Here is a 24938-nt window from a genome sequence, read left to right on the forward strand (position 1 = left end):
GATTCATCATTGTTACTTCAGCTGAGAAAAGGCGAGCGAGACGGGTATTCAAAAGCGGGGAAATGAGGCAAAGTTATCGCACGAAAGCGTAGCCCGCGGGGATAATGACATGTCAGGACGCATTGATTATCAGATCGAAAAATACAGCTTTGGCGCCGCAGATGAGAGCCCAAGGCTCACGCACCAGTGGGCAGAAGTTGCCGCAGAGTGCCGCCAGCTAAAGGCGGGTGCGGAAGAGCGTTTACGTATTGCCTTACTGAACGTGGATTATGTCACCAGCTTCGAACTGCCGTTCCGACTGGTGCTGACCCGCGCCCCTCAGCTTATCGCCGGGCTGCGCGATGAGTTTCAGCTAAGCCAGAAGAACGTCATCTTTAACGGCAAGCGCTTTGGCTGCGTCTACAGCCTGAAAGCCGATCTCAATGCGATTCCTGAGGCTTTTCAGTACCGCATGAGCACCCGCATTCGGCGGATCGATCCCACCGGACTTACTGCAGAGCCCTTCCGGCAGATCGCCAAAGAGGTAAAAGCGCCGCGTGAGCGACTGAAGCTGGCGCTGGAGTCGGGTCTGGCCGTGACGGCTCTCGACGGGCTTTTCTGGCTGGGGAGCCAGCGTATGGCGGCGGATATCGCAGGGTTGAGAAAAAAGGGAATGGCAATCGCGACTGCGGAAACGGACGTTTTTGATGATTATACCGGGACGTACAGGCGCGTCCCGGTTTATCAACGCGTCGGGGATTAGTCGATGGTGCGCAGCAGTTCGTTGATGCCCACTTTACCGCGGGTTTTCGCATCCACTTTCTTCACGATAACGGCACAGTAAAGGCTGTATTTACCGTCTTTTGACGGCAGGTTACCGGAAACGACCACTGAGCCCGCCGGAACGCGACCGTAGTGCACTTCGCCGGTTTCGCGATCGTAAATGCGGGTGCTCTGGCCGATGTAAACGCCCATGGAGATCACGGAGCCTTCTTCCACGATCACGCCTTCAACTACTTCTGAACGCGCGCCGATGAAGCAGTTGTCTTCGATGATGGTCGGGTTAGCCTGCAGTGGCTCCAGAACGCCACCGATGCCAACGCCGCCGGACAGGTGAACGTTTTTACCGATCTGCGCGCAGGAACCGACGGTTGCCCAGGTATCGACCATGGTGCCTTCGTCAACGTACGCACCGATGTTCACATAGGATGGCATCAGCACGGTGTTGCGTGCGATGAATGCACCCTGACGTACTGCTGCCGGTGGTACCACGCGGAAGCCTTCTTTCTGAAAACGCGCTTCGTCGTAATCCGCGAATTTCATTGGCACTTTATCGAAGTAGCGGCTTTCTGCTCCGTCGATAACCTGGTTATCGTTGATGCGGAAAGAGAGCAGCACGGCCTTCTTCAGCCATTGATGAGTGACCCACTGACCGTCGATTTTTTCTGCCACGCGCAGGGCGCCGGAATCCAGCAGGGAAATAACCTGGTTTACCGCTTCACGGGTCACGGTATCCACATTTGCCGGAGTGATCTCGGCGCGACGCTCAAAAGCGGACTCAATAACGTTCTGTAACTGCTGCATTGTTTACTCTTTCCATTTCACTAAAAAACACGTCACCCTTTATCGTTTGGATTGAGGGCTGCTGTCAACCGTTGTTGCACTTCAAGCTGCAGGTCATTATTAAGGGCACGTCGGTCTGCGGTGGCGATTATAAATAAATCTTCTACTCGCTCGCCAATGGTTGTAATTCGGGCCCCATGAAGCGAAATTCCCAGATCGGCAAAAACCTGGCCGACGCGGGCAAGCAGCCCTGGCTGGTCGAGCGCGATCAGCTCCAGGAACGATTTACGGTCGGTGTGGGTCGGCAGGAAGTTGACCTCGGTATCGACGGTAAAGTGGCGTAACTTAGCCGGCTGACGGCGCGGCTGCGGTGGTTGCCAGCTGCGCTGCGTGATCGCCTGCTCCAGACCGAAGCGTATCCCTTCATGCCTGTCCGACGACAGCGGGCTGCCGTCCGGCTCCAGCACAATAAAGGTATCCATCGCCATGCCGTCGCGGGTGGTAAAAATCTGCGCGTCGTGAACGCTCAGGTTACGTCTGTCCAGCTCGGCGCAGACGGCAGCAAACAGATAAGGCCGGTCCGGGCTCCAGATGAATATCTCCGTTCCACCGCGCGTGGCCTGCGGGCTCAGCAGGATCATCGGTTGAGACAGATCGTGCTTCAGCAGGTGCCGCGCGTGCCAGGCAAGCTGGTTTGGGCTGTGGCGCACAAAATAGTTGGCACGGCAGCGGGCCCAAATCTGATGCAGCGCTTCTTCATCAATGTTATCCATCCGCAGCAGCGCCAGCGCCTGCAGCTGGTGATGACGCACGCGCTCGCGCATGTCCGGGGTGTTTTGCATCCCGCGTCGCAGCTGTTTTTCGGTGGCGAAGTACAGCTCGCGCAGCAGGCTTTGCTTCCAGCTGTTCCACAGGGTCTCGTTGGTGGCGCAAATATCGGCCACCGTCAGGCAGACCAGATAGCGCAGACGGTTTTCCGTTTGAACTTCTTCGGCGAACTGCTTAATAACCTCAGGGTCCTGAATATCGCGACGCTGGGCGGTGACCGACATCAGCAGGTGATGGCGCACCAGCCAGGCGACCAGCTGCGTTTCGCGCGAATTGAGACCGTGCAGTTCGGCAAATTTCAGCACGTCCTGCGCGCCCAGCACCGAGTGATCGCCGCCGCGGCCCTTAGCGATGTCGTGGAACAGGGCGGCAATCAGGATCAGTTCCGGATGGGTCAGGCGCGGCCACAGCTCCACGCACAGCGGGTGGCGGGAGCGCGTCTCTTCTTTGGCAAAGCTTTCCAGCTTGAGCATCACGCGGATGGTGTGTTCATCCACCGTGTAGGCGTGGAACAGATCGAATTGCATCTGCCCAACGATGTGCGACCACTGCGGCATATAGGCCCACAGCACGCTGTGGCGGTGCATCGGCAGCAGCCCGCGGCTGACGGCACCCGGATGGCGGAGCATGCTCAGGAACAGCGAGCGTGCTTCCGGGATGTAACACAAAGGCTGCGTCAGATGGCGGCGCGCGTGGCGCAGATGGCGCAGGGTGGTGGAGTAGATCCCGGTGATGGTGCTGTTGCGCACCATGGTGTAGAACATCCGCAGAATCGCTTCCGGCTCACGGATAAACAGCGTTTCGTCGCGCAGATCGATAAGCGTGCCGCGCAGCTGGAATTCGTCATCAATCGGGCGCGGCTTTTCGTCGGCAGTCAGGGCCAGAATGGCCTCGTCGAACAGCTGCAACAGCATCTGGTTCAGCTCGGTGACCCGGCGGGTGACGCGGAAGAAATCCTTCATCATCTGCTCAACCGGCTCGTTGCCTTCGCCCTGATAGTTCAGCCGCTGCGCTACGCTGAGCTGACGGTCAAACAGCAGGCGGTTATCGTAGCGGGTCACTTCCAGATGCAGGGCAAAACGGATGCGCCACAGCAGGTGCAGACACTCGTTCAGCTCGTTACGCTCGGCCTCGGTCAGGAAGCCAAAGCCGACCATCTCGTCCATCGAGGTGGCACCAAAGTGGCGACGGGCGACCCACTGTAACGTGTGGATGTCGCGCAGGCCGCCGGGGCTGCTTTTAATATCAGGTTCAAGATTATAGCTGGTGCCGTGGTAGCGCTGGTGGCGCTGGTTTTGCTCCTCGACCTTGGCGGCGAAGAATTTCTCAGATGGCCAGAAGCCGTCGCTGAAAATATGCTTTTGCAGCTCCAGGAACAGCGCGACGTCGCCAATCAGCAGGCGGGTTTCAATCAGGTTGGTGGCGACGGTCAGGTCCGATAGCCCCTCCAGCAGGCACTCTTCCAGGGTGCGCACGCTGTGGCCCACTTCAAGCTTGACGTCCCACAGCAGAGTCAGCAGCTCGCCTATTTTCTGCGCCTGTTCTTCCGGCAGCTTTTTGCGGCTCAGGATCAGCAGGTCGATATCGGAAAGCGGATGCAGCTCCCCGCGGCCATAGCCCCCGACGGCAACCAGCGCGACGTCGCTTACCTGCCCGAAACCGTAGTCGATCCACAGACGTTGCAGGAGCTGGTCGATAAATTCGGTGCGCGCTTCGATGAGCTGCTCGGCAGAGACGCCCGCGTCGAACGCGCTGCCCAGCCAGCGGTGGAAAACATCCATATGGGCTTTTATGTGCGCGCAGGTCAGCTCGTGCGGCGGCCAGACGCCCGGGTTATCGGGCTGGTCGGGGAGGGTGGGAAGTGCTGTGTTAGCATACTGTTCGGGTAATAGATTACTCATCGTGCGCCACCCATAAGAAAAAGCTATCGCCATTAAAAAAGCCGGCATTTGCCGGCTTCTTATCACTCAATGTTCGTCAGTATCGCCGGGATGGTGTCATCCTTGCGCAACGTCATAATTTCGCAGCCGTTGTCCGTTACCACAATAGTATGCTCGTACTGGGCAGACAAGCTTCTGTCTTTGGTTTTCACCGTCCAGCCGTCTTTCATAGTGCGGATGCGGTAGTCACCGGCGTTGACCATCGGTTCGATGGTGAAGGTCATCCCTTTTTGCAGCACCACGCCGCCGTCATCGGCATCATAGTGCAGAACCTGCGGCTCTTCATGGAAGACGCGGCCAATGCCGTGACCGCAGTATTCGCGCACCACGGAGAAACCTTCCGCTTCCACGAATTTCTGAATTGCGGCACCGAGGGTGCGCAGGCGGATGCCCGGCTTAACCATTTTCAGCGCCAGGTACAGGCTCTCTTGCGTCACTTTGCACAGACGCTCGCCCAGAATCGTTGGTTTGCCAACGATGAACATCTTCGAGGTGTCACCGTGGTACTCGTCTTTAATGACGGTCACGTCGATATTGACGATATCGCCATCTTTAAGCAGTTTTTCGTCGTCCGGAATACCGTGGCAAACCACTTCATTAATAGAGATGCAGACGGATTTCGGGAAACCGTGGTAGCCGAGACAGGCGGAAACCGCGTGCTGCTCGTTAACAATATAGTCATTACAGATGCGATCCAGTTCGCCGGTGCTGACGCCCGGCTTCACGAACGGCTCGATCATTTCCAGCACTTCCGCGGCCAGACGACCGGCGACGCGCATCTTTTCAATTTCTTCAGGTGTCTTAATAGAGATAGCCATGTAATCTGTCCATCGATGTCGATTTTTTCGACAATACTAGTCTAAGTGTCGTCAATGGTATCAGTCAGGCACGCCCCGTGCCAAATTGAGAATCATTAACAGCACACTCCGCCAACAACTGTTGGTTTCTGGTCGTGTTTTGTGGTATAAAGCGCGCCGGACTTCCGATCCATCTCAGATACACAGGCTGGACGGAAGCGACAAATCTCACTTTGTGTAACAACACACACGTATCGGCACATATTCCGGGGTGCCCTTCGGGGTCGGTAATATGGGATACGTGGAGGCATAACCCCAACTTTCAATATAGAGGTTTTAAAACATGGCAACTGTTTCCATGCGCGACATGCTCAAGGCTGGTGTTCACTTTGGTCACCAGACCCGTTACTGGAACCCGAAAATGAAGCCTTTCATCTTCGGCGCGCGTAACAAAGTTCACATCATCAACCTTGAGAAAACTGTACCAATGTTCAACGAAGCCCTGGCTGAGCTGAACAAGATCTCTTCCCGTAAAGGTAAGATTCTGTTCGTTGGTACTAAGCGCGCTGCAAGCGAAGCTGTGAAAGATGCTGCTAACAGCTGCGACCAGTTCTTCGTGAACCATCGCTGGTTGGGCGGCATGCTGACCAACTGGAAAACTGTTCGTCAGTCCATCAAGCGCCTGAAAGATCTGGAAACCCAGTCTCAGGACGGTACTTTCGACAAGCTGACTAAGAAAGAAGCGCTGATGCGCACTCGTGAACTGGACAAGCTGGAAAACAGCCTGGGCGGTATCAAAGATATGGGCGGCCTGCCAGACGCGCTGTTCGTAATCGATGCAGACCACGAGCACATCGCTATCAAAGAAGCTAACAACCTGGGTATCCCGGTATTCGCTATCGTTGATACCAACTCCGATCCGGACGGTGTTGACTTCGTTATCCCGGGTAACGACGACGCAATCCGTGCTGTTAGCCTGTACCTGAGCGCTGTAGCTGCTACCGTTCGTGAAGGCCGTTCCCAGGATCTGGCTTCTCAGGCGGAAGAAAGCTTCGTAGAAGCTGAATAATAAGGTTTTACCCCTTATTAGTACCGTGTATGAATAGGGGCCCATTATCGGCCCCTTTTTTCAATTTACACTGTTTGGCCTCCGGCCGGGCAGTTCACATCTCCCGAGGATTTAAGAATGGCTGAAATTACCGCATCCCTGGTAAAAGAGCTGCGCGAGCGTACTGGCGCAGGCATGATGGATTGCAAAAAAGCGCTGACTGAAGCGAACGGCGACATCGAGCTGGCAATCGAAAACATGCGTAAATCCGGTGCGATCAAAGCAGCTAAGAAAGCAGGCAACGTTGCTGCTGACGGCGTGATCATCACTAAAATCGACGGCACCTACGGCATCATTCTGGAAGTTAACTGCCAGACTGACTTCGTTGCTAAAGATGGCGGTTTCCAGGCATTTGCGAACAAAGTTCTGGACGCAGCTGTTGCTGGCAAAATCACTGACGTTGAAGTTCTGAAAGCACAGTTCGAAGAAGAACGTGTTGCGCTGGTTGCTAAAATCGGTGAGAACATCAACATCCGTCGCGTATCTTCCCTGGAAGGCGAAGTACTGGGTTCTTACCAGCACGGCGCACGTATCGGTGTTCTGGTTGCGGCTAAAGGCGCTGACGAAGAGCTGGTTAAACAGCTGGCAATGCACATCGCTGCAAGCAAACCAGAATTCGTTAAGCCAGAAGACGTGTCTGCTGAAGTGGTAGAAAAAGAGTACCAGGTTCAGCTGGACATCGCGATGCAGTCTGGTAAGCCAAAAGAAATCGCAGAGAAAATGGTTGAAGGCCGCATGAAGAAATTCACCGGCGAAGTTTCTCTGACTGGCCAGCCTTTCGTTATGGATCCAAGCAAGTCTGTTGCTCAGCTGCTGAAAGAGCACAACGCTGACGTAACTGGCTTCATCCGCTTCGAAGTGGGCGAAGGCATCGAGAAAGTTGAGACTGACTTCGCAGCAGAAGTTGCTGCAATGTCCAAGCAGTCTTAATGATTGAAAAGGAGCCGCCTGAGGGCGGCTTCTTTTTGTCACCCGTCACAGGAAATCAGACAGGCTCCAGTATCGCCGTGCTGATTTGCGGCATATTATGTCGCCAGAATTAACTCCCATCTTAATCGTTGACAGTCTCAGGAAAGAAACATGGCTACCAATGCAAAACCCGTGTACAAACGCATTCTGCTTAAGCTGAGTGGCGAAGCGCTGCAGGGATCGGAAGGCTTCGGTATTGACGCAAGCATCCTTGATCGCATGGCACAGGAAATCAAAGAACTGGTCGAACTGGGTATCCAGGTTGGCGTGGTCATTGGCGGTGGCAACCTTTTCCGTGGTGCTGGTCTGGCGAAAGCGGGGATGAACCGCGTTGTGGGCGACCACATGGGTATGCTGGCAACCGTGATGAATGGCCTGGCAATGCGTGATGCGCTCCATCGCGCCTACGTGAATGCCCGCCTGATGTCCGCGATTCCCCTGAATGGCGTATGCGATAATTACAGCTGGGCAGAGGCCATCAGCCTGCTGCGCAACAACCGCGTGGTGATCCTCTCCGCCGGTACGGGTAACCCGTTCTTTACCACCGATTCCGCTGCCTGCCTGCGCGGTATCGAAATTGAAGCCGACGTGGTGCTGAAAGCGACCAAAGTAGACGGCGTGTTTACTGCCGACCCGGCAAAAGATCCTTCTGCGACCATGTACGATCAGCTGAGCTACAGCGAAGTGCTGGATAAAGAGCTGAAAGTGATGGATCTTGCCGCCTTCACGCTGGCTCGCGACCACAAACTGCCGATCCGTGTCTTCAACATGAACAAGCCTGGCGCACTGCGTCGCGTGGTCATGGGCGAAAAAGAAGGCACTTTGATCACGGAATAATTTCCGTCGACGATAAATACAGGTAAGATTCCGCTTTACTTTGTAGTGGTATCTTACCTGGACGCGCCTTTGGCGTTGTCATGAATTAAACGCGACTATACTTAGCACACCTGTAGCGCTGTGCTGGCGGATAGTCTGCCTGAGACAAGTTTTCAAGGATTCGTAACGTGATTAACGACATCAGAAAAGATGCTGAAGTACGCATGGACAAATGCGTAGAAGCGTTCAAAAACCAAATCAGCAAAATCCGTACTGGCCGTGCTTCTCCAAGCCTGCTGGATGGCATCATCGTAGAATACTACGGTACGCCAACCCCTCTGCGTCAGCTCGCGAGCGTGACGGTTGAAGATACCCGTACGCTGAAAATCAACGTCTTCGATCGCTCTATGAGCCCGGCCGTTGAGAAAGCGATCATGGCTTCTGACCTGGGTCTGAACCCAAGCTCAGCGGGTGCTGACATCCGCGTTCCGCTGCCTCCGCTGACGGAAGAGCGTCGTAAAGATCTCATCAAAGTGGTTCGCGGTGAAGCTGAGCAGGGTCGTGTTTCCGTGCGTAACGTGCGTCGCGATGCGAACGATAAAGTGAAAGCACTGCTGAAAGAAAAAGAGATCAGCGAAGATGACGATCGTCGTTCTCAGGACGACATTCAGAAAATGACCGACGCTGCCATCAAGAAAATTGATGCGGCGCTGGCAGAAAAAGAAGCGGAACTGATGCAGTTCTGATTTCTGTCGTACACTGATAAACGCCGTTCAGAGGGACTTCGGGTCTTGCTGGCGGCGTTTTGCTTTTATCTGGTCTAACTTTTTTCGGGCATCTCATGAAGCATTTAACACTCCTCGGCTCAACCGGTTCCATTGGTTGCAGTACTCTCGACGTCGTCCGCCATAATCCTGAACTTTACACCGTGACAGCGCTGGTGGCCGGTAAGAATGTGCAGCGTATGGTCGAGCAGTGCCTGGAGTTTATGCCCCGCTATGCGGTGATGGATAACGAAGAGAGCGCACGCCTGCTAAAAGCCCAACTGCGTGAGAAGGGCAGCCGAACCGAGGTGCTGAGTGGCCAGCAGGCGGCCTGCGAGATGGCGGCGCTGGATGAGGTTGACCAGGTTATGGCGGCCATTGTCGGCGCAGCCGGGCTGCTGCCGACACTTGCTGCGATCGATGCCGGTAAAGATGTTTTGCTCGCCAATAAAGAGTCGCTGGTGACCTGCGGACGTCTGTTTATGGACGCGGTAAAACAGCGCGGGGCGCGTCTTTTACCGGTCGACAGCGAGCACAACGCCATTTTTCAGAGTTTACCGCAACCTTTTCAACAGAACCTGGGGTACGCTGACCTGGAGCAGAATGGCGTTGTGTCGATTCTGCTTACCGGGTCTGGTGGCCCGTTCCGTGAAACGCCACTCTCTGAACTGCGCGCAATGACGCCGGATCAGGCGTGCCGTCATCCGAACTGGTCAATGGGGCGTAAAATCTCCGTGGATTCTGCCACCATGATGAACAAAGGTCTGGAATACATTGAAGCGCGCTGGCTGTTTAATGCCTCGGCGAAACAGATGGAAGTACTGATCCACCCGCAGTCGGTGATTCACTCGATGGTGCGCTATCAGGATGGCAGCGTGCTGGCACAGCTCGGCGAGCCGGATATGCGTACGCCTATTGCCCATTCAATGGCATGGCCGAACCGGGTGAAATCCGGCGTGAAGCCGCTTGATTTCTGTAAGCTCAGTTCTCTGACGTTCAGTGAACCAGACTACGATCGTTATCCTTGTCTGAAGCTTGCAATGAACGCCTTTGACCAGGGGCAGGCGGCGACGACGGCACTGAATGCAGCCAATGAAATTACCGTTGACGCATTTCTGAATCAGCAGATCCGTTTTACCGATATCGCGTCCTTAAATTTATCGGTACTGGAAATGATGGATTTGCGCGAGCCACAAAGCGTGGAAGAGGTACTGGCGGTGGATACAGCTGCTCGTGATATTGCGCGTAAACAGGTGACACGTCTCGCAAGCTGGTGATAAAGCAAGCACTAGTGGTCGTGCTATTTGTTAGCGTTGGGCTTCAGTGATATAGTCTGCGCCACCTGATCGCAGGAATTTGACTTTATGTGGTCAGGTAAGCCGTGGTTTGACACGGCTTTTTTATGTACAGGCTTAAGTATTCCTGAGTACCGTTAAATCCTTTCAGGGACAAAAAACGCGTTATGTTGTCTGCGAATCAACCAATAAGCGAAAACTTGCCAGCTCATGGCTGCCGTCATGTAGCAATCATTATGGATGGCAACGGGCGCTGGGCGAAAAGACAAGGGAAAATACGAGCCTTTGGGCATAAAGCGGGAGCGAAATCTGTTCGCCGCGCCGTCTCTTTTGCCGCCAATAACGGCATTGATGCGTTAACGCTCTATGCTTTTAGCAGTGAAAACTGGAATCGACCTCCGCAGGAAGTGACTGCGTTGATGGAATTGTTCGTGTGGGCGCTAGACAGCGAAGTAAAAAGCCTGCACCGCCACAACGTTCGCCTGCGCATCATTGGCGATACCAGTCGTTTTAACTCACGTTTGCAGGAGCGGATTCGTAAAGCAGAAGCGCTGACGGAAAATAATACCGGTCTGACGCTCAACGTTGCGGCGAATTACGGTGGACGCTGGGATATTATCCAGGGCGTTCGGCATCTGGCCGAACAGGTTCAGGAAGGGCTGTTGAGACCCGACCAGATTGATGAAGAGGCGCTGAGCAAGCAAATCTGCATGAATGAACTGGCACCTGTGGATTTGGTAATTAGGACAGGGGGGGAACATCGCATAAGTAACTTTCTGATATGGCAAATTGCCTATGCTGAACTTTACTTTACGGATGTTCTTTGGCCCGATTTTGATGAACAAGACTTTGAAGGTGCGCTGCATGCCTTTGCCAATCGAGAGCGTCGTTTCGGCGGCACCGAGCCAGGTGGCGACAAAGCCTGATGGGGGTAGCTTTTGCTGAAGTATCGCCTGATTTCCGCTTTTGTTTTAATACCCATTGTCATTGCGGCGCTGTTTTTACTGCCCCCGGTGGGATTCGCCATTGTCACGCTGGTAGTGTGCATGCTTGCCGCATGGGAATGGGGACAGTTTAGCGGCTTTACCTCGCGCAGCCAGCGAGTATGGCTTGCGGTACTCTGTGGCTTTATCCTGGCCATAATGCTGTTTACGTTGCCTGAATATCACCATGATATTCATCAACCGCTGGTTGCCGGCTCCTTGTGGATGTCGTTGGCCTGGTGGGTTGTTGCGCTGTTGCTGGTGCTTTTTTATCCAGGTTCGGCCGCAATCTGGCGTCATTCAAAAGTGCTGCGACTGATTTTTGGTTTGCTCACCATTGTTCCGTTTTTCTGGGGCATGGTCGCGCTGCGCGCCTGGCACTATGACGAAAATCACTACAGCGGTGCGATCTGGCTGCTTTATGTGATGATTCTCGTCTGGGGGGCTGACTCCGGGGCCTATATGTTTGGTAAACTGTTTGGCAAACATAAGCTGGCACCAAAAGTTTCGCCGGGGAAAACCTGGCAAGGCTTCATCGGCGGCTTGTTTACGGCAGCGATCATCTCCTGGGGCTATGGCGTCTGGGCGAATCTTGAAGTGGCACCGTCAATACTGCTGGTGTGCTCGATTTTTGCTGCGCTTGCCTCTGTGCTCGGTGATTTAACCGAAAGTATGTTTAAGCGTGAAGCAGGGATTAAGGACAGTGGACACCTGATTCCAGGGCATGGCGGTATACTGGATCGCATTGACAGCCTGACAGCGGCTGTTCCAGTATTTGCTTGCCTGCTTTTACTGGTATTCGGGACGATTTAACGGAAGGTTTTATGCTGAGCATTCTCTGGAATCTGGCGGCGTTCATTGTTGCACTGGGTGTACTGATTACCGTGCATGAATTTGGCCATTTCTGGGTTGCTCGCCGTTGTGGTGTGCGGGTAGAGCGATTCTCCATTGGTTTTGGCAAATCACTCTGGACGCGCACCGACCGTCACGGCACGGAATTTGTCATCGCCCTTATCCCGCTTGGCGGCTACGTCAAAATGCTCGACGAACGTGTTGAGCCTGTCGCTCCCGAACTGCGACACAGTGCGTTTAACAACAAAACCGTTGGACAACGCGCCGCTATCATCGCTGCCGGACCGGTAGCCAACTTCATCTTTGCGATTTTCGCTTACTGGCTGGTGTTTATCATCGGCGTCCCTGGCGTGCGTCCGGTAGTGGGGGATATTGCCCCTGACTCCATCGCGGCGAGTGCGCAAATTACCTCCGGGATGGAACTTAAAGCGATTGATGGCATCGAAACCCCTGATTGGGATGCCGTGCGACTGCAGCTGGTAGCCAAAATTGGCGATCCGCAGACAACTATCAGCGTATCGCCGTTTGGGTCAGACGCGCGTCAGGACAAAGTACTGGATTTACGCCACTGGCGTTTCGAGCCAGACAAAGAGGATCCCGTCGCTGCGCTGGGCATTCGTCCCCGCGGCGCGCAGATTGAGCCGGTATTAGCCGAAGTACAGGCAAATTCGGCGGCGAGCAAAGCGGGTTTGCAAGCTGGCGACAGGATCGTTAAAGTCGATGGTCAACCATTAACAGAGTGGATGACCTTTGTTACTCTGGTGCGCGATAATCCGGGGACGTCCCTCGCGCTGGAAGTTGAAAGGCAAGGCAGTCCGCTTTCGCTGACGCTGATCCCGGATACGAAGTCGGTCGGCAAAAAGGCAGAAGGGTTTGCAGGCGTTGTGCCAAAAGTGATCCCGCTGCCAGATGAGTACAAGACAATACGCCAGTATGGGCCGTTCAGCGCCATTCTTGAAGCCACGGATAAAACATGGCAACTAATGAAGCTGACGGTCAACATGTTGGGGAAATTGATAACCGGTGATGTGAAACTGAACAACCTCAGTGGGCCAATCTCGATTGCTCAGGGGGCTGGGATGTCAGCGGAGTTCGGGGTGATTTACTATCTCATGTTCCTCGCGCTTATTAGCGTGAACCTTGGGATTATCAACCTGTTCCCGCTTCCCGTTTTAGACGGGGGTCATCTGCTGTTTTTAGCGATTGAAAAGCTAAAAGGCGGGCCGGTATCCGAGCGAGTTCAAGACTTTAGTTATCGCATTGGCTCGATTTTGCTGGTGCTGTTAATGGGGCTTGCACTTTTCAATGATTTCTCTCGGTTGTAAGAGAGTTAGTTAGGAAGAACGCATAATAACGATGGCGATGAAAAAGTTGCTCATAGCGTCGCTGCTGTTTAGCAGCGCCACCGTATACGGTGCTGACGGGTTCGTAGTGAAAGATATTCATTTCGAAGGCCTTCAGCGTGTCGCCGTTGGTGCGGCCCTCCTCAGTATGCCTGTGCGCCCCGGCGATACGGTTAATGATGAAGATATCAGTAACACCATCCGTGCTCTGTTTGCCACCGGCAACTTCGAGGACGTCCGCGTCCTGCGCGATGGTGATACGCTGCTGGTACAGGTAAAAGAACGTCCAACGATCGCCAGTATCACTTTCTCCGGCAACAAGTCGGTGAAAGATGACATGCTCAAGCAAAACCTTGAAGCATCGGGTGTTCGTGTGGGTGAATCTCTGGACCGCACAACCCTTTCAGACATTGAAAAAGGTCTGGAAGACTTCTACTACAGCGTCGGTAAATACAGCGCCAGCGTGAAAGCGGTTGTCACTCCGCTCCCGCGTAACCGTGTTGACCTGAAGCTGGTCTTCCAGGAAGGTGTTTCTGCGAAGATCCAGCAGATCAACATCGTGGGTAACCACGCGTTCAGCACCGACGAACTGATCTCGACCTTCCAGCTGCGCGATGAAGTGCCGTGGTGGAACGTGGTTGGCGATCGTAAATACCAGAAACAGAAGCTGGCGGGCGACCTTGAAACCCTGCGCAGCTACTATCTGGATCGCGGTTATGCCCGCTTCAACATCGACTCGACTCAGGTCAGTCTGACTCCGGACAAGAAAGGTATCTACATTACGGTTAACATTACTGAAGGCGATCAGTACAAGCTTTCTGGTGTTGAAGTGAGTGGTAACCTGGCGGGGCATTCTGCTGAGATCGAATCGCTGACCAAAATTCAGCCGGGCGATCTGTACAGCGGATCCAAAGTCACCAAAATGGAAGACAGCATTAAAAAGCTGCTCGGCCGCTATGGTTATGCCTATCCGCGCGTACAAACTCAGCCGGAAATCAACGATGCGGATAAAACCGTTAAGCTGCACGTTAACGTTGATGCGGGTAACCGTTTCTACGTGCGTAAGATCCGCTTCGTCGGTAATGACACCTCTAAAGACTCCGTTCTGCGTCGTGAAATGCGTCAGATGGAAGGGGCGTGGCTGGGCAGCGACCTGGTCGACCAGGGTAAAGAGCGTCTGAACCGTCTGGGCTATTTTGAAACCGTAGATACTGAAACTCAGCGTGTACCGGGCAGCCCGGATCAGGTTGATGTCGTTTATAAAGTGAAAGAGCGTAACACCGGTAGCTTTAACTTCGGCGTGGGCTACGGCACGGAAAGTGGCGTGAGTTTCCAGGTAGGCGTCCAGCAGGATAACTGGCTGGGTACGGGTTACTCTGTTGGTATTAACGGTACCAAAAACGACTACCAGACCTACTCTGAGTTCTCCGTTACCAACCCATACTTCACCGTTGACGGTGTGAGCCTGGGCGGTCGTATCTTCTATAACGACTTTAAAGCGGATGATGCAGATCTGTCTTCCTACACCAACAAAAGTTACGGTGTGGACGGAACGCTTGGCTTCCCGGTTAACGAATACAACACCCTGCGAGCGGGCTTAGGTTACGTGCATAACGACCTGTCCAACATGCAGCCGCAGGTGGCGATGTGGCGTTATCTGGATTCCATCGGTCAGTCGGCGAGTACCTCCAGCGATGACAACGGTTTTGCTGCAGATGACTTCACCTTCAACTATGGCTGGACCTACAACCGTCTTGACCGCGGTTTCTTCCCAACGGAAGGCTCTCGCGTCAACCTGAACGGTAAGGTGACCATTCCTGGTTCCGATAACGAGTTCTACAAGGTGACGCTGGATACCGCGTCCTACTTCCCGATTGATGACGATCACAAGTGGGTGGTGCTGGGTCGTACCCGTTGGGGCTATGGTGACGGTATCGGCAGTAAAGAGTTGCCGTTCTATGAGAACTTCTACGCGGGTGGTTCAAGCACCGTGCGTGGCTTCCAGTCTAACAACATTGGTCCGAAAGCGGTTTATTACGGCGGTAATGACCAAGATAACTGCAACAAACCGGCTACGGATGGAGCAGGTAATAAGAACGTATGTAGCTCTGATGATGCGGTAGGCGGTAACGCCATGGCCGTGGCGAGCCTCGAGTTCATCACCCCAACGCCATTTATCAGTGATAAATACGCGAACTCCGTACGTACGTCCTTCTTCTGGGATGCGGGTACGGTGTGGGATACCAACTGGGAGAATACTGCCCAGATGCGCGCGGCTGGCGTTCCAGACTATAGCGATCCGGGCAATATTCGCATGTCTGCCGGTATCGCATTACAATGGATGTCACCGCTGGGGCCGTTGGTCTTCTCCTACGCCCAGCCGTTTAAGAAATACGATGGAGACAAAGCGGAGCAATTCCAGTTTAACATTGGTAAAACCTGGTAATAATTCGCTGCAATGGAATGCGTTGGCAGTGTAGCGCTGACAACCGGCGATCGGTAAAACGGTCGCCTTGCCACGCAAAGAACGGTACCTTCTGGTGCCAATGGGATGGTAAGGAGTTAATTGTGAAAAAGTGGTTATTAGCTGCAGGTCTCGGTTTAGCGATGGCAACTTCTGCTCAGGCAGCAGACAAAATCGCAATCGTCAACATGGGTAATTTGTTCCAGCAGGTCGCTCAGAAAACAGGTGTTTCTGCGACTCTGGAAAACGAATTCAAAGGCCGTGCGAGCGAACTGCAGCGTATGGAAGGCGATCTTCAGTCCAAAATGCAGCGTCTGCAGCGTGATGGTTCTACCATGAAAGCAAGCGATCGCAGCAAACTGGAAAAAGACGTTATGGCTCAGCGCCAGACCTTCTCCCAGAAAGCGCAGGCTTTCGAGCAGGATCGTCAGCGTCGTTCTAACGAAGAGCGTGGCAAGCTGGTGACTCGCATTCAGACTGCTGTTAAAGCAGTTGCTGCCGATCAGAGCATCGATCTGGTTGTTGATGCGAACGCCGTTGCTTTCAACAGCAGCGATGTTAAAGACATCACCGCTGATGTTCTGAAACAGGTTAAATAAGTAATGCCTTCAATTCGACTGGCTGATTTAGCTCAGCAGTTGGATGCAGAATTACACGGTGATGGCGATATCGTCATCACCGCTGTTGCGTCCATGCAATCTGCTAAAGCTGGCACGATTACCTTCATGGTAAGCCCTAAGTACCGTGAACAACTGGCTCAATGCCAGGCGTCAGCTGTTGTTCTGACGCAGGACGATCTTCCTTTTGCCACTGGAAGCGCGCTGGTAGTGAAAAATCCCTACCTGACGTATGCACGCATGGCTCAAATTCTTGATACCACGCCGCAGCCGGCGCAGAACATTGCTACCAGTGCAGCGATTGATCCGACGGCTAAGCTGGGTAACAACGTGGCCGTTGGCGCGAATGCGGTTATTGAATCTGGCGTTGAGCTGGGCGATAACGTCATCATTGGCCCCGGATGCTTCGTTGGGAAAAATACGAAAATCGGCGCTGGCACCCGTTTATGGGCCAATGTGTCCGTTTATCATGAAGTTGAAATCGGCGAAAATTGCCTCGTCCAGTCCAGTACCGTGATTGGTTCTGATGGCTTTGGTTACGCGAACGATCGCGGTAACTGGGTTAAGATCCCGCAGCTTGGTCGCGTTATTATTGGCGATCGCGTGGAGATCGGAGCCTGTACCACGATCGATCGTGGTGCACTCGACGACACGATCATTGGCAATGGTGTTATCATCGATAACCAGTGCCAGATTGCGCATAACGTTGTGATTGGCGACAATACCGCGGTTGCGGGGGGCGTCATCATGGCGGGCAGCCTGAAAATTGGTCGTTACTGCATGATTGGCGGCGCGAGCGTGATTAATGGCCATATGGAAATATGCGACAAGGTGACGGTGACGGGTATGGGCATGGTAATGCGTCCTATCACTGAACCTGGCGTCTATTCCTCCGGTATTCCGCTGCAACCCAACAAGGTATGGCGTAAAACAGCAGCTCTGGTGATGAACATTGATGATATGAGCAAGCGACTCAAGTCTCTTGAGCGTAAGATCGATCAACAAGACTAAACGTCACCCGTTTAACGCTATCTTTCCCGGCCTGTCGGCTTTCTAATAAACCGGCAGGCCGTGTTATTATTGTTATCAGTACATTTTGACAGGAAGAGTATTTTGACTACTGACACTCATACTCTGCATATTGAAGAGATTTTAGAACTTCTGCCGCACCGCTACCCGTTTTTGCTGGTAGACCGTGTGCTGGATTTTGAAGAAGGTCGTTTTCTGCGCGCAGTGAAAAATGTTTCCGTGAACGAGCCGTTCTTCCAGGGACACTTCCCGGGTAAGCCTATCTTCCCGGGTGTGTTGATTCTGGAAGCGATGGCTCAGGCTACCGGTATTCTGGCGTTTAAAAGCGTCGGTAAGCTGGAGCCGGGTGAACTGTATTACTTCGCAGGTATTGATGAAGCACGCTTCAAGCGTCCTGTCGTGCCTGGTGATCAGATGATCATGGAAGTCACTTTTGAAAAAACGCGTCGTGGCCTGACTCGCTTCAAAGGCGTAGCGCTGGTTGACGGCAAAGTTGTTTGCGAAGCGACGATGATGTGTGCTCGTAGCCGGGAGTCCTGATACGTGATTGATAAATCCGCCTTTATTCATCCTACCGCTATTGTGGAAACCGGTGCCATTATTGGCGCAAACGTCCACATTGGCCCGTTCTGTATTGTTGGACCCCATGTCGAAATTGGTGAGGGTACAGTACTGAAATCTCACGTTGTCGTGAATGGTCACACTACCATTGGCTGCAATAACGAGATCTATCAGTTCGCTTCCATCGGCGAAGTTAACCAGGATCTGAAATATGCTGGTGAGTCGACCCGTCTGGAAATTGGCGATCGTAACCGTATTCGCGAAAGCGTCACCATTCATCGTGGAACAGTGCAGGGTGGTGGGTTGACGAAGGTGGGCAGCGACAACCTGTTCATGGTGAATGCGCACATTGCGCACGACTGTGCCGTGGGCGATCGCTGTATTCTTGCCAACAACGCAACGCTGGCAGGACACGTATCGGTTGATGACTTCGCAATTATTGGCGGCATGACCGCAGTCCATCAGTTCTGCATCATTGGTGCACACGTGATGGTCGGCGGATGCTCCGGTGTGGCGCAGGACGTCCCGCCGTATGTGATTGCGCAGGGCAACCATGCCACGCCGTTTGGCGTGAACATCGAAGGCCTCAAGCGTCGTGGCTTTAGCCGCGAAGCGATTACTGCTATCCGCAACGCGTACAAACTGCTGTACCGTAGCGGTAAAACGCTGGAAGAGGCGAAGCCGGAAATTGCCGAGCTGGCGAATAAGCATCCTGAAGTGAACGCGTTCATGGAGTTCTTTGACCGTTCCACGAGGGGTCTGATTCGTTAATGGTCGACAGTCGTCCGCTTACGATAGCCCTGGTCGCCGGAGAAACCTCCGGCGATATTCTTGGTGCAGGTCTCATCCGGGCGCTTAAGGCGCGCGTACCCAATGCTCGCTTTGTTGGCGTGGCTGGCCCGCTGATGCAGGCCGAAGGCTGTGAAGCCTGGTATGAAATGGAAGAGCTGGCCGTGATGGGCATCGTCGAGGTGCTGGGGCGCCTGCGACGCCTGCTGCATATTCGTGCCGATCTCACCCGCCGCTTTACCGAACTCAAACCCGATGTGTTTGTCGGTATCGATGCACCTGATTTCAACATTACCCTCGAAGGTAATCTGAAAAAGCAGGGCATCAAAACCATTCACTATGTCAGTCCGTCCGTCTGGGCGTGGCGACAGAAACGCGTTTTCAAAATCGGACGGTCCACCCATCTGGTGCTGGCTTTCCTGCCTTTCGAAAAAGCGTTTTACGACAGATTTAATGTTCCGTGCCGTTTTATCGGTCATACCATGGCGGATGCGATGCCGCTGGATCCGGATAAAAACGCGGCGCGCGACGTGCTGGGTATCCCGCATGATGTGCACTGTCTGGCGTTGCTGCCGGGCAGCCGTGGCGCAGAGGTCGAGATGCTGAGCGCTGATTTCCTGAAGACCGCGCAGATTCTTCGCCAGACCTGGCCCGATCTTGAAGTAGTTGTGCCGCTGGTGAATGCCAAACGCCGCGAGCAGTTCGAGCGTATCAAAGCCGACGTTGCCCCGGATCTTCACGTTCGTCTTCTCGACGGGAAAGGGCGGGAAGCCATGTATGCAAGCGATGCCGCACTGCTGGCTTCCGGCACGGCAGCGCTGGAGTGTATGCTGGCGAAATGCCCGATGGTGGTCGGTTATCGCATGAAGCCGTTTACCTTCTGGCTGGCAAAACGTCTGGTGAAAACGGATTATGTCTCCCTGCCAAACCTGCTTGCCGGGCGCGAGCTGGTGAAAGAGCTGTTGCAGGATGAATGCCAGCCGCAGGCGCTTGCGGATGCCCTGCTGCCGCTGCTGGCCAACGGCAAGACCAGCCACCAGATGCACGATACTTTCCGTGAACTGCATCAGCAGATCCGCTGTAATGCTGATGAGCAGGCGGCTGATGCAGTGCTGGAGTTAGCAAAATGATGGAATTTACTTATCCCCACACGCACCTCGTTGCCGGAGTGGATGAAGTCGGGCGCGGCCCGTTGGTCGGTGCCGTGGTGACCGCGGCGGTGATCCTCGATCCAACGCGCCCGATTATGGGTCTGAACGACTCAAAAAAACTCAGTGAGAAGCGCCGCCTGGCGCTGTTCGATGAAATTAAAGAGAAGGCGCTGGCGTGGAGCGTAGGGCGCGCAGAGCCGAATGAAATCGACGATCTGAATATTCTGCACGCCACGATGCTGGCAATGCAGCGAGCCGTTGCTGGCCTGAAGGTTGTGCCTGAATATGTGCTGATCGACGGTAACCGTTGCCCGGCGCTGCCGATGCCTTCGATGGCCGTCGTTAAAGGCGACAGCCGCGTCGCAGAGATCAGTGCAGCTTCTATTATTGCCAAAGTGACGCGCGACGCCGAAATGGCCGCGCTGGACCTCACTTATCCCGCGTATGGTTTCGCCCAGCATAAGGGATATCCAACGGCTTTCCATCTGGAAAAGCTGGCTGAACATGGCGCAACTGAACATCATCGGCGCAGCTTTGGCCCGGTGAAGCGCGCGCTGGGACTGGTGTCCTGAATCAAGACGCAAGCAATTAAGTAACGCGGGATCTGAAGATGGCTGAACCACGTTTCGTACACCTGCGGGTGCATAGCGACTACTCCATGATCGATGGGCTGGCAAAGACCGGGCCGCTGGTAAAAAAGGCGGCCTCGCTTGGCATGCCTGCGCTGGCGATCACCGATTTTACCAACCTGTGCGGCCTGGTTAAGTTCTACGGGACGGCGCATGGCGCGGGGATGAAGCCTATTGTCGGTGCGGATTTCCATGTGCAGAGCGATCTCATCGGCGATGAACTGACGCAAATCTCCGTGTTGGCGATGAACAATACTGGTTACCAAAACCTCACTCTGCTTATCTCAAAAGCCTATCAGCGCGGTTATGGGGCGCTGGGTCCGTGGATTGACAGGGAATGGCTGGCTGAGCTGAACGAAGGGCTGCTGCTGATCTCCGGCGGCCGCATGGGCGATGTCGGTAAATCCCTGCTGCGCGGTAACAGCGCGCTGGTGGATCAGTGCGTCTCGTTCTATGAAGAGTACTTCCCGAATCGTTACTATCTGGAGCTGATTCGCACCGGCCGCCAGGATGAAGAGAACTATCTGCACGCTGCTGTCGCGCTGGCAGAAGAGCGCGGCTTGCCCGTGGTGGCAACGAATGACGTGCGTTTCCTGGAGTCCGGCGATTTTGATGCGCATGAAATTCGCGTCGCTATCCACGATGGCTTCACTCTCGACGATCCAAAGCGTCCGCGGAACTACTCATCGCAGCAGTATATGCGCAGCGAAGAGGAGATGTGCGAGCTCTTCTCCGACATTCCGGAAGCGCTGGAAAACAGCGTAGAGATTGCCAAGCGCTGTAACGTGACCGTGCGCCTCGGCGAATACTTCCTGCCGCAGTTCCCGACCGGGGACATGACCACGGAAGATTTCCTGGTCATGAAATCGAAAGAAGGTCTGGAAGAGCGTCTCGAATTCCTGTTCCCGGATGAAGAAGAGCGTAAAAAACGTCGTCCGGAGTATGACGAACGCCTGGATATTGAACTCCAGGTGATTAACCAGATGGGCTTCCCGGGCTACTTCCTGATTGTAATGGAGTTTATCCAGTGGTCGAAGGATAACGGCGTGCCGGTAGGTCCGGGTCGTGGCTCGGGTGCGGGCTCGCTGGTGGCGTATGCGCTGAAAATTACCGACCTCGATCCGCTGGAGTTTGACCTGCTGTTCGAACGTTTCCTTAACCCGGAACGTGTCTCCATGCCCGACTTCGACGTCGACTTCTGCATGGAAAAACGCGACCAGGTGATTGAGCACGTGGCCGATATGTACGGTCGTGACGCGGTTTCGCAGATCATTACCTTCGGTACCATGGCGGCGAAAGCGGTTATCCGCGACGTGGGCCGCGTGCTGGGGCATCCGTACGGTTTTGTCGATCGTATTTCAAAGCTGGTGCCGCCCGATCCGGGCATGACGCTGGCAAAAGCCTTTGAAGCCGAACCTCAGCTGCCGGAAATCTACGAAGCTGATGAAGAGGTAAAAGCGCTGATCGACATGGCGCGCAAGCTGGAAGGCGTGACGCGTAACGCCGGTAAGCATGCGGGGGGCGTGGTTATCGCCCCGACCAAAATCACCGACTTTGCGCCGCTCTACTGCGACGAAGCGGGCCAGCACCCGGTCACCCAGTTCGATAAAAACGACGTGGAATACGCCGGGCTGGTGAAGTTCGACTTCCTCGGCCTGCGCACGTTGACCATCATCAACTGGGCGCTGGAGATGATCAACGCCCGCCGCGAGAAGAACGGCGAGCCGCCGCTGGATATCGCGGCCATCCCGCTTGATGACAAGAAAAGTTTCGACATGCTGCAGCGCTCGGAGACGACAGCCGTCTTCCAGCTTGAATCCCGCGGCATGAAAGATCTGATTAAACGCCTGCAGCCCGACTGCTTCGAAGATATGATCGCGCTGGTGGCCCTGTTCCGTCCGGGCCCGCTGCAGTCAGGGATGGTGGATAACTTTATCGACCGTAAACACGGGCGCGAAGAGATTTCCTACCCGGACGTGCAGTGGCAGCATGAAAGCTTGAAGCCTGTGCTGGAGCCGACCTACGGCATCATCCTGTATCAGGAACAGGTCATGCAGATCGCCCAGGTACTTTCCGGCTATACCCTTGGCGGCGCGGACATGCTGCGTCGTGCGATGGGTAAGAAAAAGCCGGAAGAGATGGCCAAGCAGCGCTCCATCTTTGAAGATGGGGCGAAGAAAAACGGCGTCGATGGCGAACTGGCGATGAAAATCTTCGACCTGGTGGAGAAATTCGCCGGGTACGGATTTAACAAATCTCACTCCGCCGCCTATGCTTTGGTTTCGTATCAAACGCTGTGGCTCAAGGCCCACTATCCCGCTGAGTTTATGGCGGCGGTAATGACCGCCGATATGGACAACACCGAGAAGGTGGTTGGCCTGGTGGACGAGTGCTGGCGCATGGGGCTGAAGATCCTGCCGCCGGATATTAACTCGGGTCTGTACCATTTCCACGTTAACGATGACGGGGAGATCGTCTACGGGATCGGCGCGATCAAAGGCGTGGGTGAGGGGCCGATCGAGGCGATCATCGAAGCGCGTAATAACGGCGGCTACTTCCGTGAGCTGTTCGATCTGTGCGCCCGTACCGATACCAAAAAACTGAACCGCCGCGTGCTGGAAAAACTGATCATGTCCGGCGCGTTTGACAGGCTGGGGCCACACCGTGCCGCGCTGATGAACTCGCTCGGCGATGCGTTGAAGGCGGCCGATCAGCATGCAAAAGCGGAAGCCATTGGCCAGGCGGATATGTTCGGCGTGCTGGCGGAAGAGCCAGAGCAGATCGAGCAGTCCTATTCCAACTGCCAGCCGTGGCCAGAACAGGTGGTACTGGATGGAGAGCGGGAAACGTTAGGTCTGTACCTGACGGGGCACCCGATCAACCAGTATCTTAAAGAAATTGAGCGCTATGTCGGCGGCCACAGGCTTAAAGACATGCATCCGACAGAACGTGGTAAGATCACCACGGCTGCGGGGCTCGTGATTGCTGCAAGGGTAATGGTCACCAAGCGCGGCAATCGTATCGGCATCTGTACGTTAGATGACCGTTCCGGGCGTCTGGAGGTGATGCTGTTCACCGACGCGCTGGATAAATACCAGCAATTGCTGGAAAAAGACCGCATACTTATCGTCAGCGGACAGGTCAGCTTTGATGACTTCAGCGGGGGGCTTAAAATGACCGCCCGCGAAGTGATGGACATTGACGAAGCCCGGGAAAAATATGCTCGCGGGCTTGCTATCTCGCTGACGGACAGGCAAATTGATGACCAGCTTTTAAACCGACTCCGTCAGTCTCTGGAACCCCACCGCTCGGGGACCATTCCAGTACATCTCTACTATCAGAGGGCGGATGCACGTGCGCGGTTGCGCTTTGGTGCAACGTGGCGTGTCTCTCCGAGCGATCGTTTACTGAACGATCTCCGTGGCCTCATTGGTTCGGAGCAGGTGGAACTGGAGTTTGACTAATACAGGAATACTATGAGTCTGAATTTCCTTGATTTCGAACAGCCGATTGCTGAGCTGGAAGCGAAAATCGATTCTCTGACAGCGGTAAGCCGTCAGGATGAAAAACTGGATATTAACATCGACGAAGAAGTGCATCGTCTGCGCGAAAAAAGCGTAGAGCTGACGCGCAAAATCTTTGCCGATCTCGGCGCATGGCAGATCGCGCAGCTGGCGCGTCATCCACAGCGTCCGTACACCCTGGATTATGTCCGCCTGGCGTTTGACGAATTTGACGAACTGGCAGGCGACCGCGCATACGCTGACGATAAAGCTATCGTTGGCGGTATCGCGCGTCTGGATGGACGTCCGGTGATGATCATTGGTCACCAGAAAGGCCGTGAAACCAAAGAGAAGATCCGTCGTAACTTCGGTATGCCAGCACCAGAAGGCTACCGTAAGGCCCTGCGTCTGATGGAGATGGCTGAGCGTTTCAACATGCCCATCATCACCTTCATCGACACCCCGGGTGCATACCCAGGCGTAGGCGCGGAAGAGCGCGGCCAGTCTGAAGCCATCGCACGCAACCTGCGCGAGATGTCTCGCCTGAAGGTACCGGTCATCTGTACCGTTATCGGTGAGGGTGGTTCTGGCGGTGCGCTGGCGATTGGCGTGGGCGATAAAGTGAATATGCTGCAGTACAGCACCTATTCCGTTATCTCCCCGGAAGGCTGTGCGTCCATTCTGTGGAAAAGCGCCGACAAAGCGCCGCTGGCCGCTGAAGCGATGGGCATCATTGCGCCGCGTCTGAAAGAGCTGAAGCTGATCGACACCGTTATCCCGGAACCGCTGGGCGGCGCGCATCGTAAGCCGGAAGTGATGGCTGCTTCCCTGAAAGCACAGCTGCTGGCCGACCTGGCCGATCTGGACGTCCTGAGCAAAGAAGACCTGCTCAACCGTCGTTACCAGCGTTTGATGACCTACGGTTACGCGTAAGCTTCACAATTATCTGAAAAGCCGC

General features: G+C 54.5%; 21 protein-coding genes. 18 read left to right on the plus strand and 3 right to left on the minus strand.

Annotated features, from left to right (window positions below; genetic code table 11):
- The first annotated feature begins 109 nt into the window (after positions 1-109).
- Positions 110-742: an ECs1377 family protein gene (locus DG357_RS04295; RefSeq protein ID WP_088204391.1), complete on the plus strand. Its 633-nt coding sequence runs from the start codon at positions 110-112 to the stop codon at positions 740-742.
- Here DG357_RS04295 and dapD read toward each other — a convergent pair.
- The 3 genes from dapD to map form a co-directional block, all read right to left on the minus strand.
- A complete protein-coding gene (gene dapD / locus DG357_RS04300; RefSeq protein ID WP_008501915.1) occupies positions 739-1563 on the minus strand; it encodes a 2,3,4,5-tetrahydropyridine-2,6-dicarboxylate N-succinyltransferase in 825 nt (274 codons plus the stop codon). The two genes, DG357_RS04295 and dapD, sit on opposite strands and share 4 nt — an antisense overlap.
- 32 nt (positions 1564-1595) lie before the next feature.
- Entirely contained in the window at positions 1596-4271 is a 2676-nt protein-coding gene (glnD, locus tag DG357_RS04305) for a bifunctional uridylyltransferase/uridylyl-removing protein GlnD (RefSeq protein ID WP_088204401.1), read from the minus strand.
- 62 nt (positions 4272-4333) lie between these two features.
- Positions 4334-5128 carry a type I methionyl aminopeptidase gene (map, locus tag DG357_RS04310; RefSeq protein ID WP_028015578.1) on the minus strand — a complete coding sequence of 265 codons (795 nt, stop codon included), beginning with the start codon at positions 5126-5128 and terminating at the stop codon, positions 4334-4336.
- Between the two features lie 322 nt (positions 5129-5450).
- On the opposite strand from map, the gene rpsB reads away from it, so the two are divergent.
- From rpsB to accA, 17 genes are all read left to right on the plus strand, one after another.
- Positions 5451-6176, plus strand: coding sequence for a 30S ribosomal protein S2 (gene rpsB / locus DG357_RS04315; protein ID WP_003856207.1), 726 nt, complete (start codon positions 5451-5453; stop codon positions 6174-6176).
- Positions 6177-6293: 117 nt separating this feature from the next.
- A complete protein-coding gene (gene tsf / locus DG357_RS04320; RefSeq protein ID WP_028015579.1) occupies positions 6294-7145 on the plus strand; it encodes a translation elongation factor Ts in 852 nt (283 codons plus the stop codon).
- Positions 7146-7295: 150 nt separating this feature from the next.
- Positions 7296-8021, plus strand: a complete 726-nt coding sequence (pyrH, locus tag DG357_RS04325; RefSeq protein ID WP_008501910.1) for a UMP kinase — start codon at positions 7296-7298, stop codon at positions 8019-8021.
- Between the two features lie 167 nt (positions 8022-8188).
- Entirely contained in the window at positions 8189-8746 is a 558-nt protein-coding gene (frr, locus tag DG357_RS04330) for a ribosome recycling factor (RefSeq protein ID WP_003856180.1), read from the plus strand.
- A gap of 95 nt (positions 8747-8841) precedes the next feature.
- Positions 8842-10041: a 1-deoxy-D-xylulose-5-phosphate reductoisomerase gene (ispC, locus tag DG357_RS04335; RefSeq protein WP_088204392.1), complete on the plus strand. Its 1200-nt coding sequence runs from the start codon at positions 8842-8844 to the stop codon at positions 10039-10041.
- A 185-nt stretch (positions 10042-10226) separates the two neighbouring features.
- Positions 10227-10985, plus strand: a complete 759-nt coding sequence (ispU, locus tag DG357_RS04340) for a (2E,6E)-farnesyl-diphosphate-specific ditrans,polycis-undecaprenyl-diphosphate synthase (RefSeq protein ID WP_028015581.1) — start codon at positions 10227-10229, stop codon at positions 10983-10985.
- Positions 10986-10997: 12 nt separating this feature from the next.
- A complete protein-coding gene (cdsA, locus tag DG357_RS04345) occupies positions 10998-11855 on the plus strand; it encodes a phosphatidate cytidylyltransferase (protein WP_048960351.1) in 858 nt (285 codons plus the stop codon).
- 11 nt (positions 11856-11866) lie between these two features.
- Positions 11867-13219, plus strand: a complete 1353-nt coding sequence (gene rseP, locus DG357_RS04350) for a sigma E protease regulator RseP (protein ID WP_041911192.1) — start codon at positions 11867-11869, stop codon at positions 13217-13219.
- Positions 13220-13250: 31 nt separating this feature from the next.
- Complete coding sequence (gene bamA / locus DG357_RS04355) at positions 13251-15683, plus strand: outer membrane protein assembly factor BamA (protein WP_088204393.1); 2433 nt, start codon at positions 13251-13253, stop codon at positions 15681-15683.
- A gap of 122 nt (positions 15684-15805) precedes the next feature.
- The gene (skp, locus tag DG357_RS04360; RefSeq protein ID WP_014882635.1) at positions 15806-16300 is read left to right on the plus strand and encodes a molecular chaperone Skp; all 495 of its coding nucleotides are present in this window, start codon (positions 15806-15808) and stop codon (positions 16298-16300) included.
- Between the two features lie 3 nt (positions 16301-16303).
- The gene (gene lpxD, locus DG357_RS04365) at positions 16304-17329 is read left to right on the plus strand and encodes a UDP-3-O-(3-hydroxymyristoyl)glucosamine N-acyltransferase (RefSeq protein ID WP_088204394.1); all 1026 of its coding nucleotides are present in this window, start codon (positions 16304-16306) and stop codon (positions 17327-17329) included.
- 102 nt (positions 17330-17431) lie between these two features.
- The gene (gene fabZ / locus DG357_RS04370) at positions 17432-17887 is read left to right on the plus strand and encodes a 3-hydroxyacyl-ACP dehydratase FabZ (protein ID WP_010426706.1); all 456 of its coding nucleotides are present in this window, start codon (positions 17432-17434) and stop codon (positions 17885-17887) included.
- 3 nt (positions 17888-17890) lie between these two features.
- Positions 17891-18679 (plus strand): acyl-ACP--UDP-N-acetylglucosamine O-acyltransferase, encoded by a 789-nt coding sequence (lpxA, locus tag DG357_RS04375; protein WP_041911189.1) that lies wholly within the window; start codon positions 17891-17893, stop codon positions 18677-18679.
- On the plus strand, positions 18679-19827 hold the full coding sequence (gene lpxB, locus DG357_RS04380; protein ID WP_088204395.1) for a lipid-A-disaccharide synthase: 1149 nt from the start codon (positions 18679-18681) through the stop codon (positions 19825-19827). Before lpxA ends, lpxB begins: the two co-directional genes overlap by 1 nt.
- Entirely contained in the window at positions 19824-20420 is a 597-nt protein-coding gene (gene rnhB, locus DG357_RS04385; RefSeq protein WP_028015588.1) for a ribonuclease HII, read from the plus strand. Before lpxB ends, rnhB begins: the two co-directional genes overlap by 4 nt.
- Before the next feature lie 38 nt (positions 20421-20458).
- Positions 20459-23941 (plus strand): DNA polymerase III subunit alpha, encoded by a 3483-nt coding sequence (gene dnaE, locus DG357_RS04390; protein ID WP_041911187.1) that lies wholly within the window; start codon positions 20459-20461, stop codon positions 23939-23941.
- Between the two features lie 12 nt (positions 23942-23953).
- Positions 23954-24913 carry an acetyl-CoA carboxylase carboxyl transferase subunit alpha gene (accA, locus tag DG357_RS04395; RefSeq protein WP_013095666.1) on the plus strand — a complete coding sequence of 320 codons (960 nt, stop codon included), beginning with the start codon at positions 23954-23956 and terminating at the stop codon, positions 24911-24913.
- The last annotated feature ends 25 nt before the right edge of the window (positions 24914-24938 follow it).

The sequence above is a fragment of the Enterobacter bugandensis genome (assembly GCF_900324475.1).
GTDB classification, from domain to species: Bacteria; Pseudomonadota; Gammaproteobacteria; order Enterobacterales; family Enterobacteriaceae; genus Enterobacter; species Enterobacter bugandensis.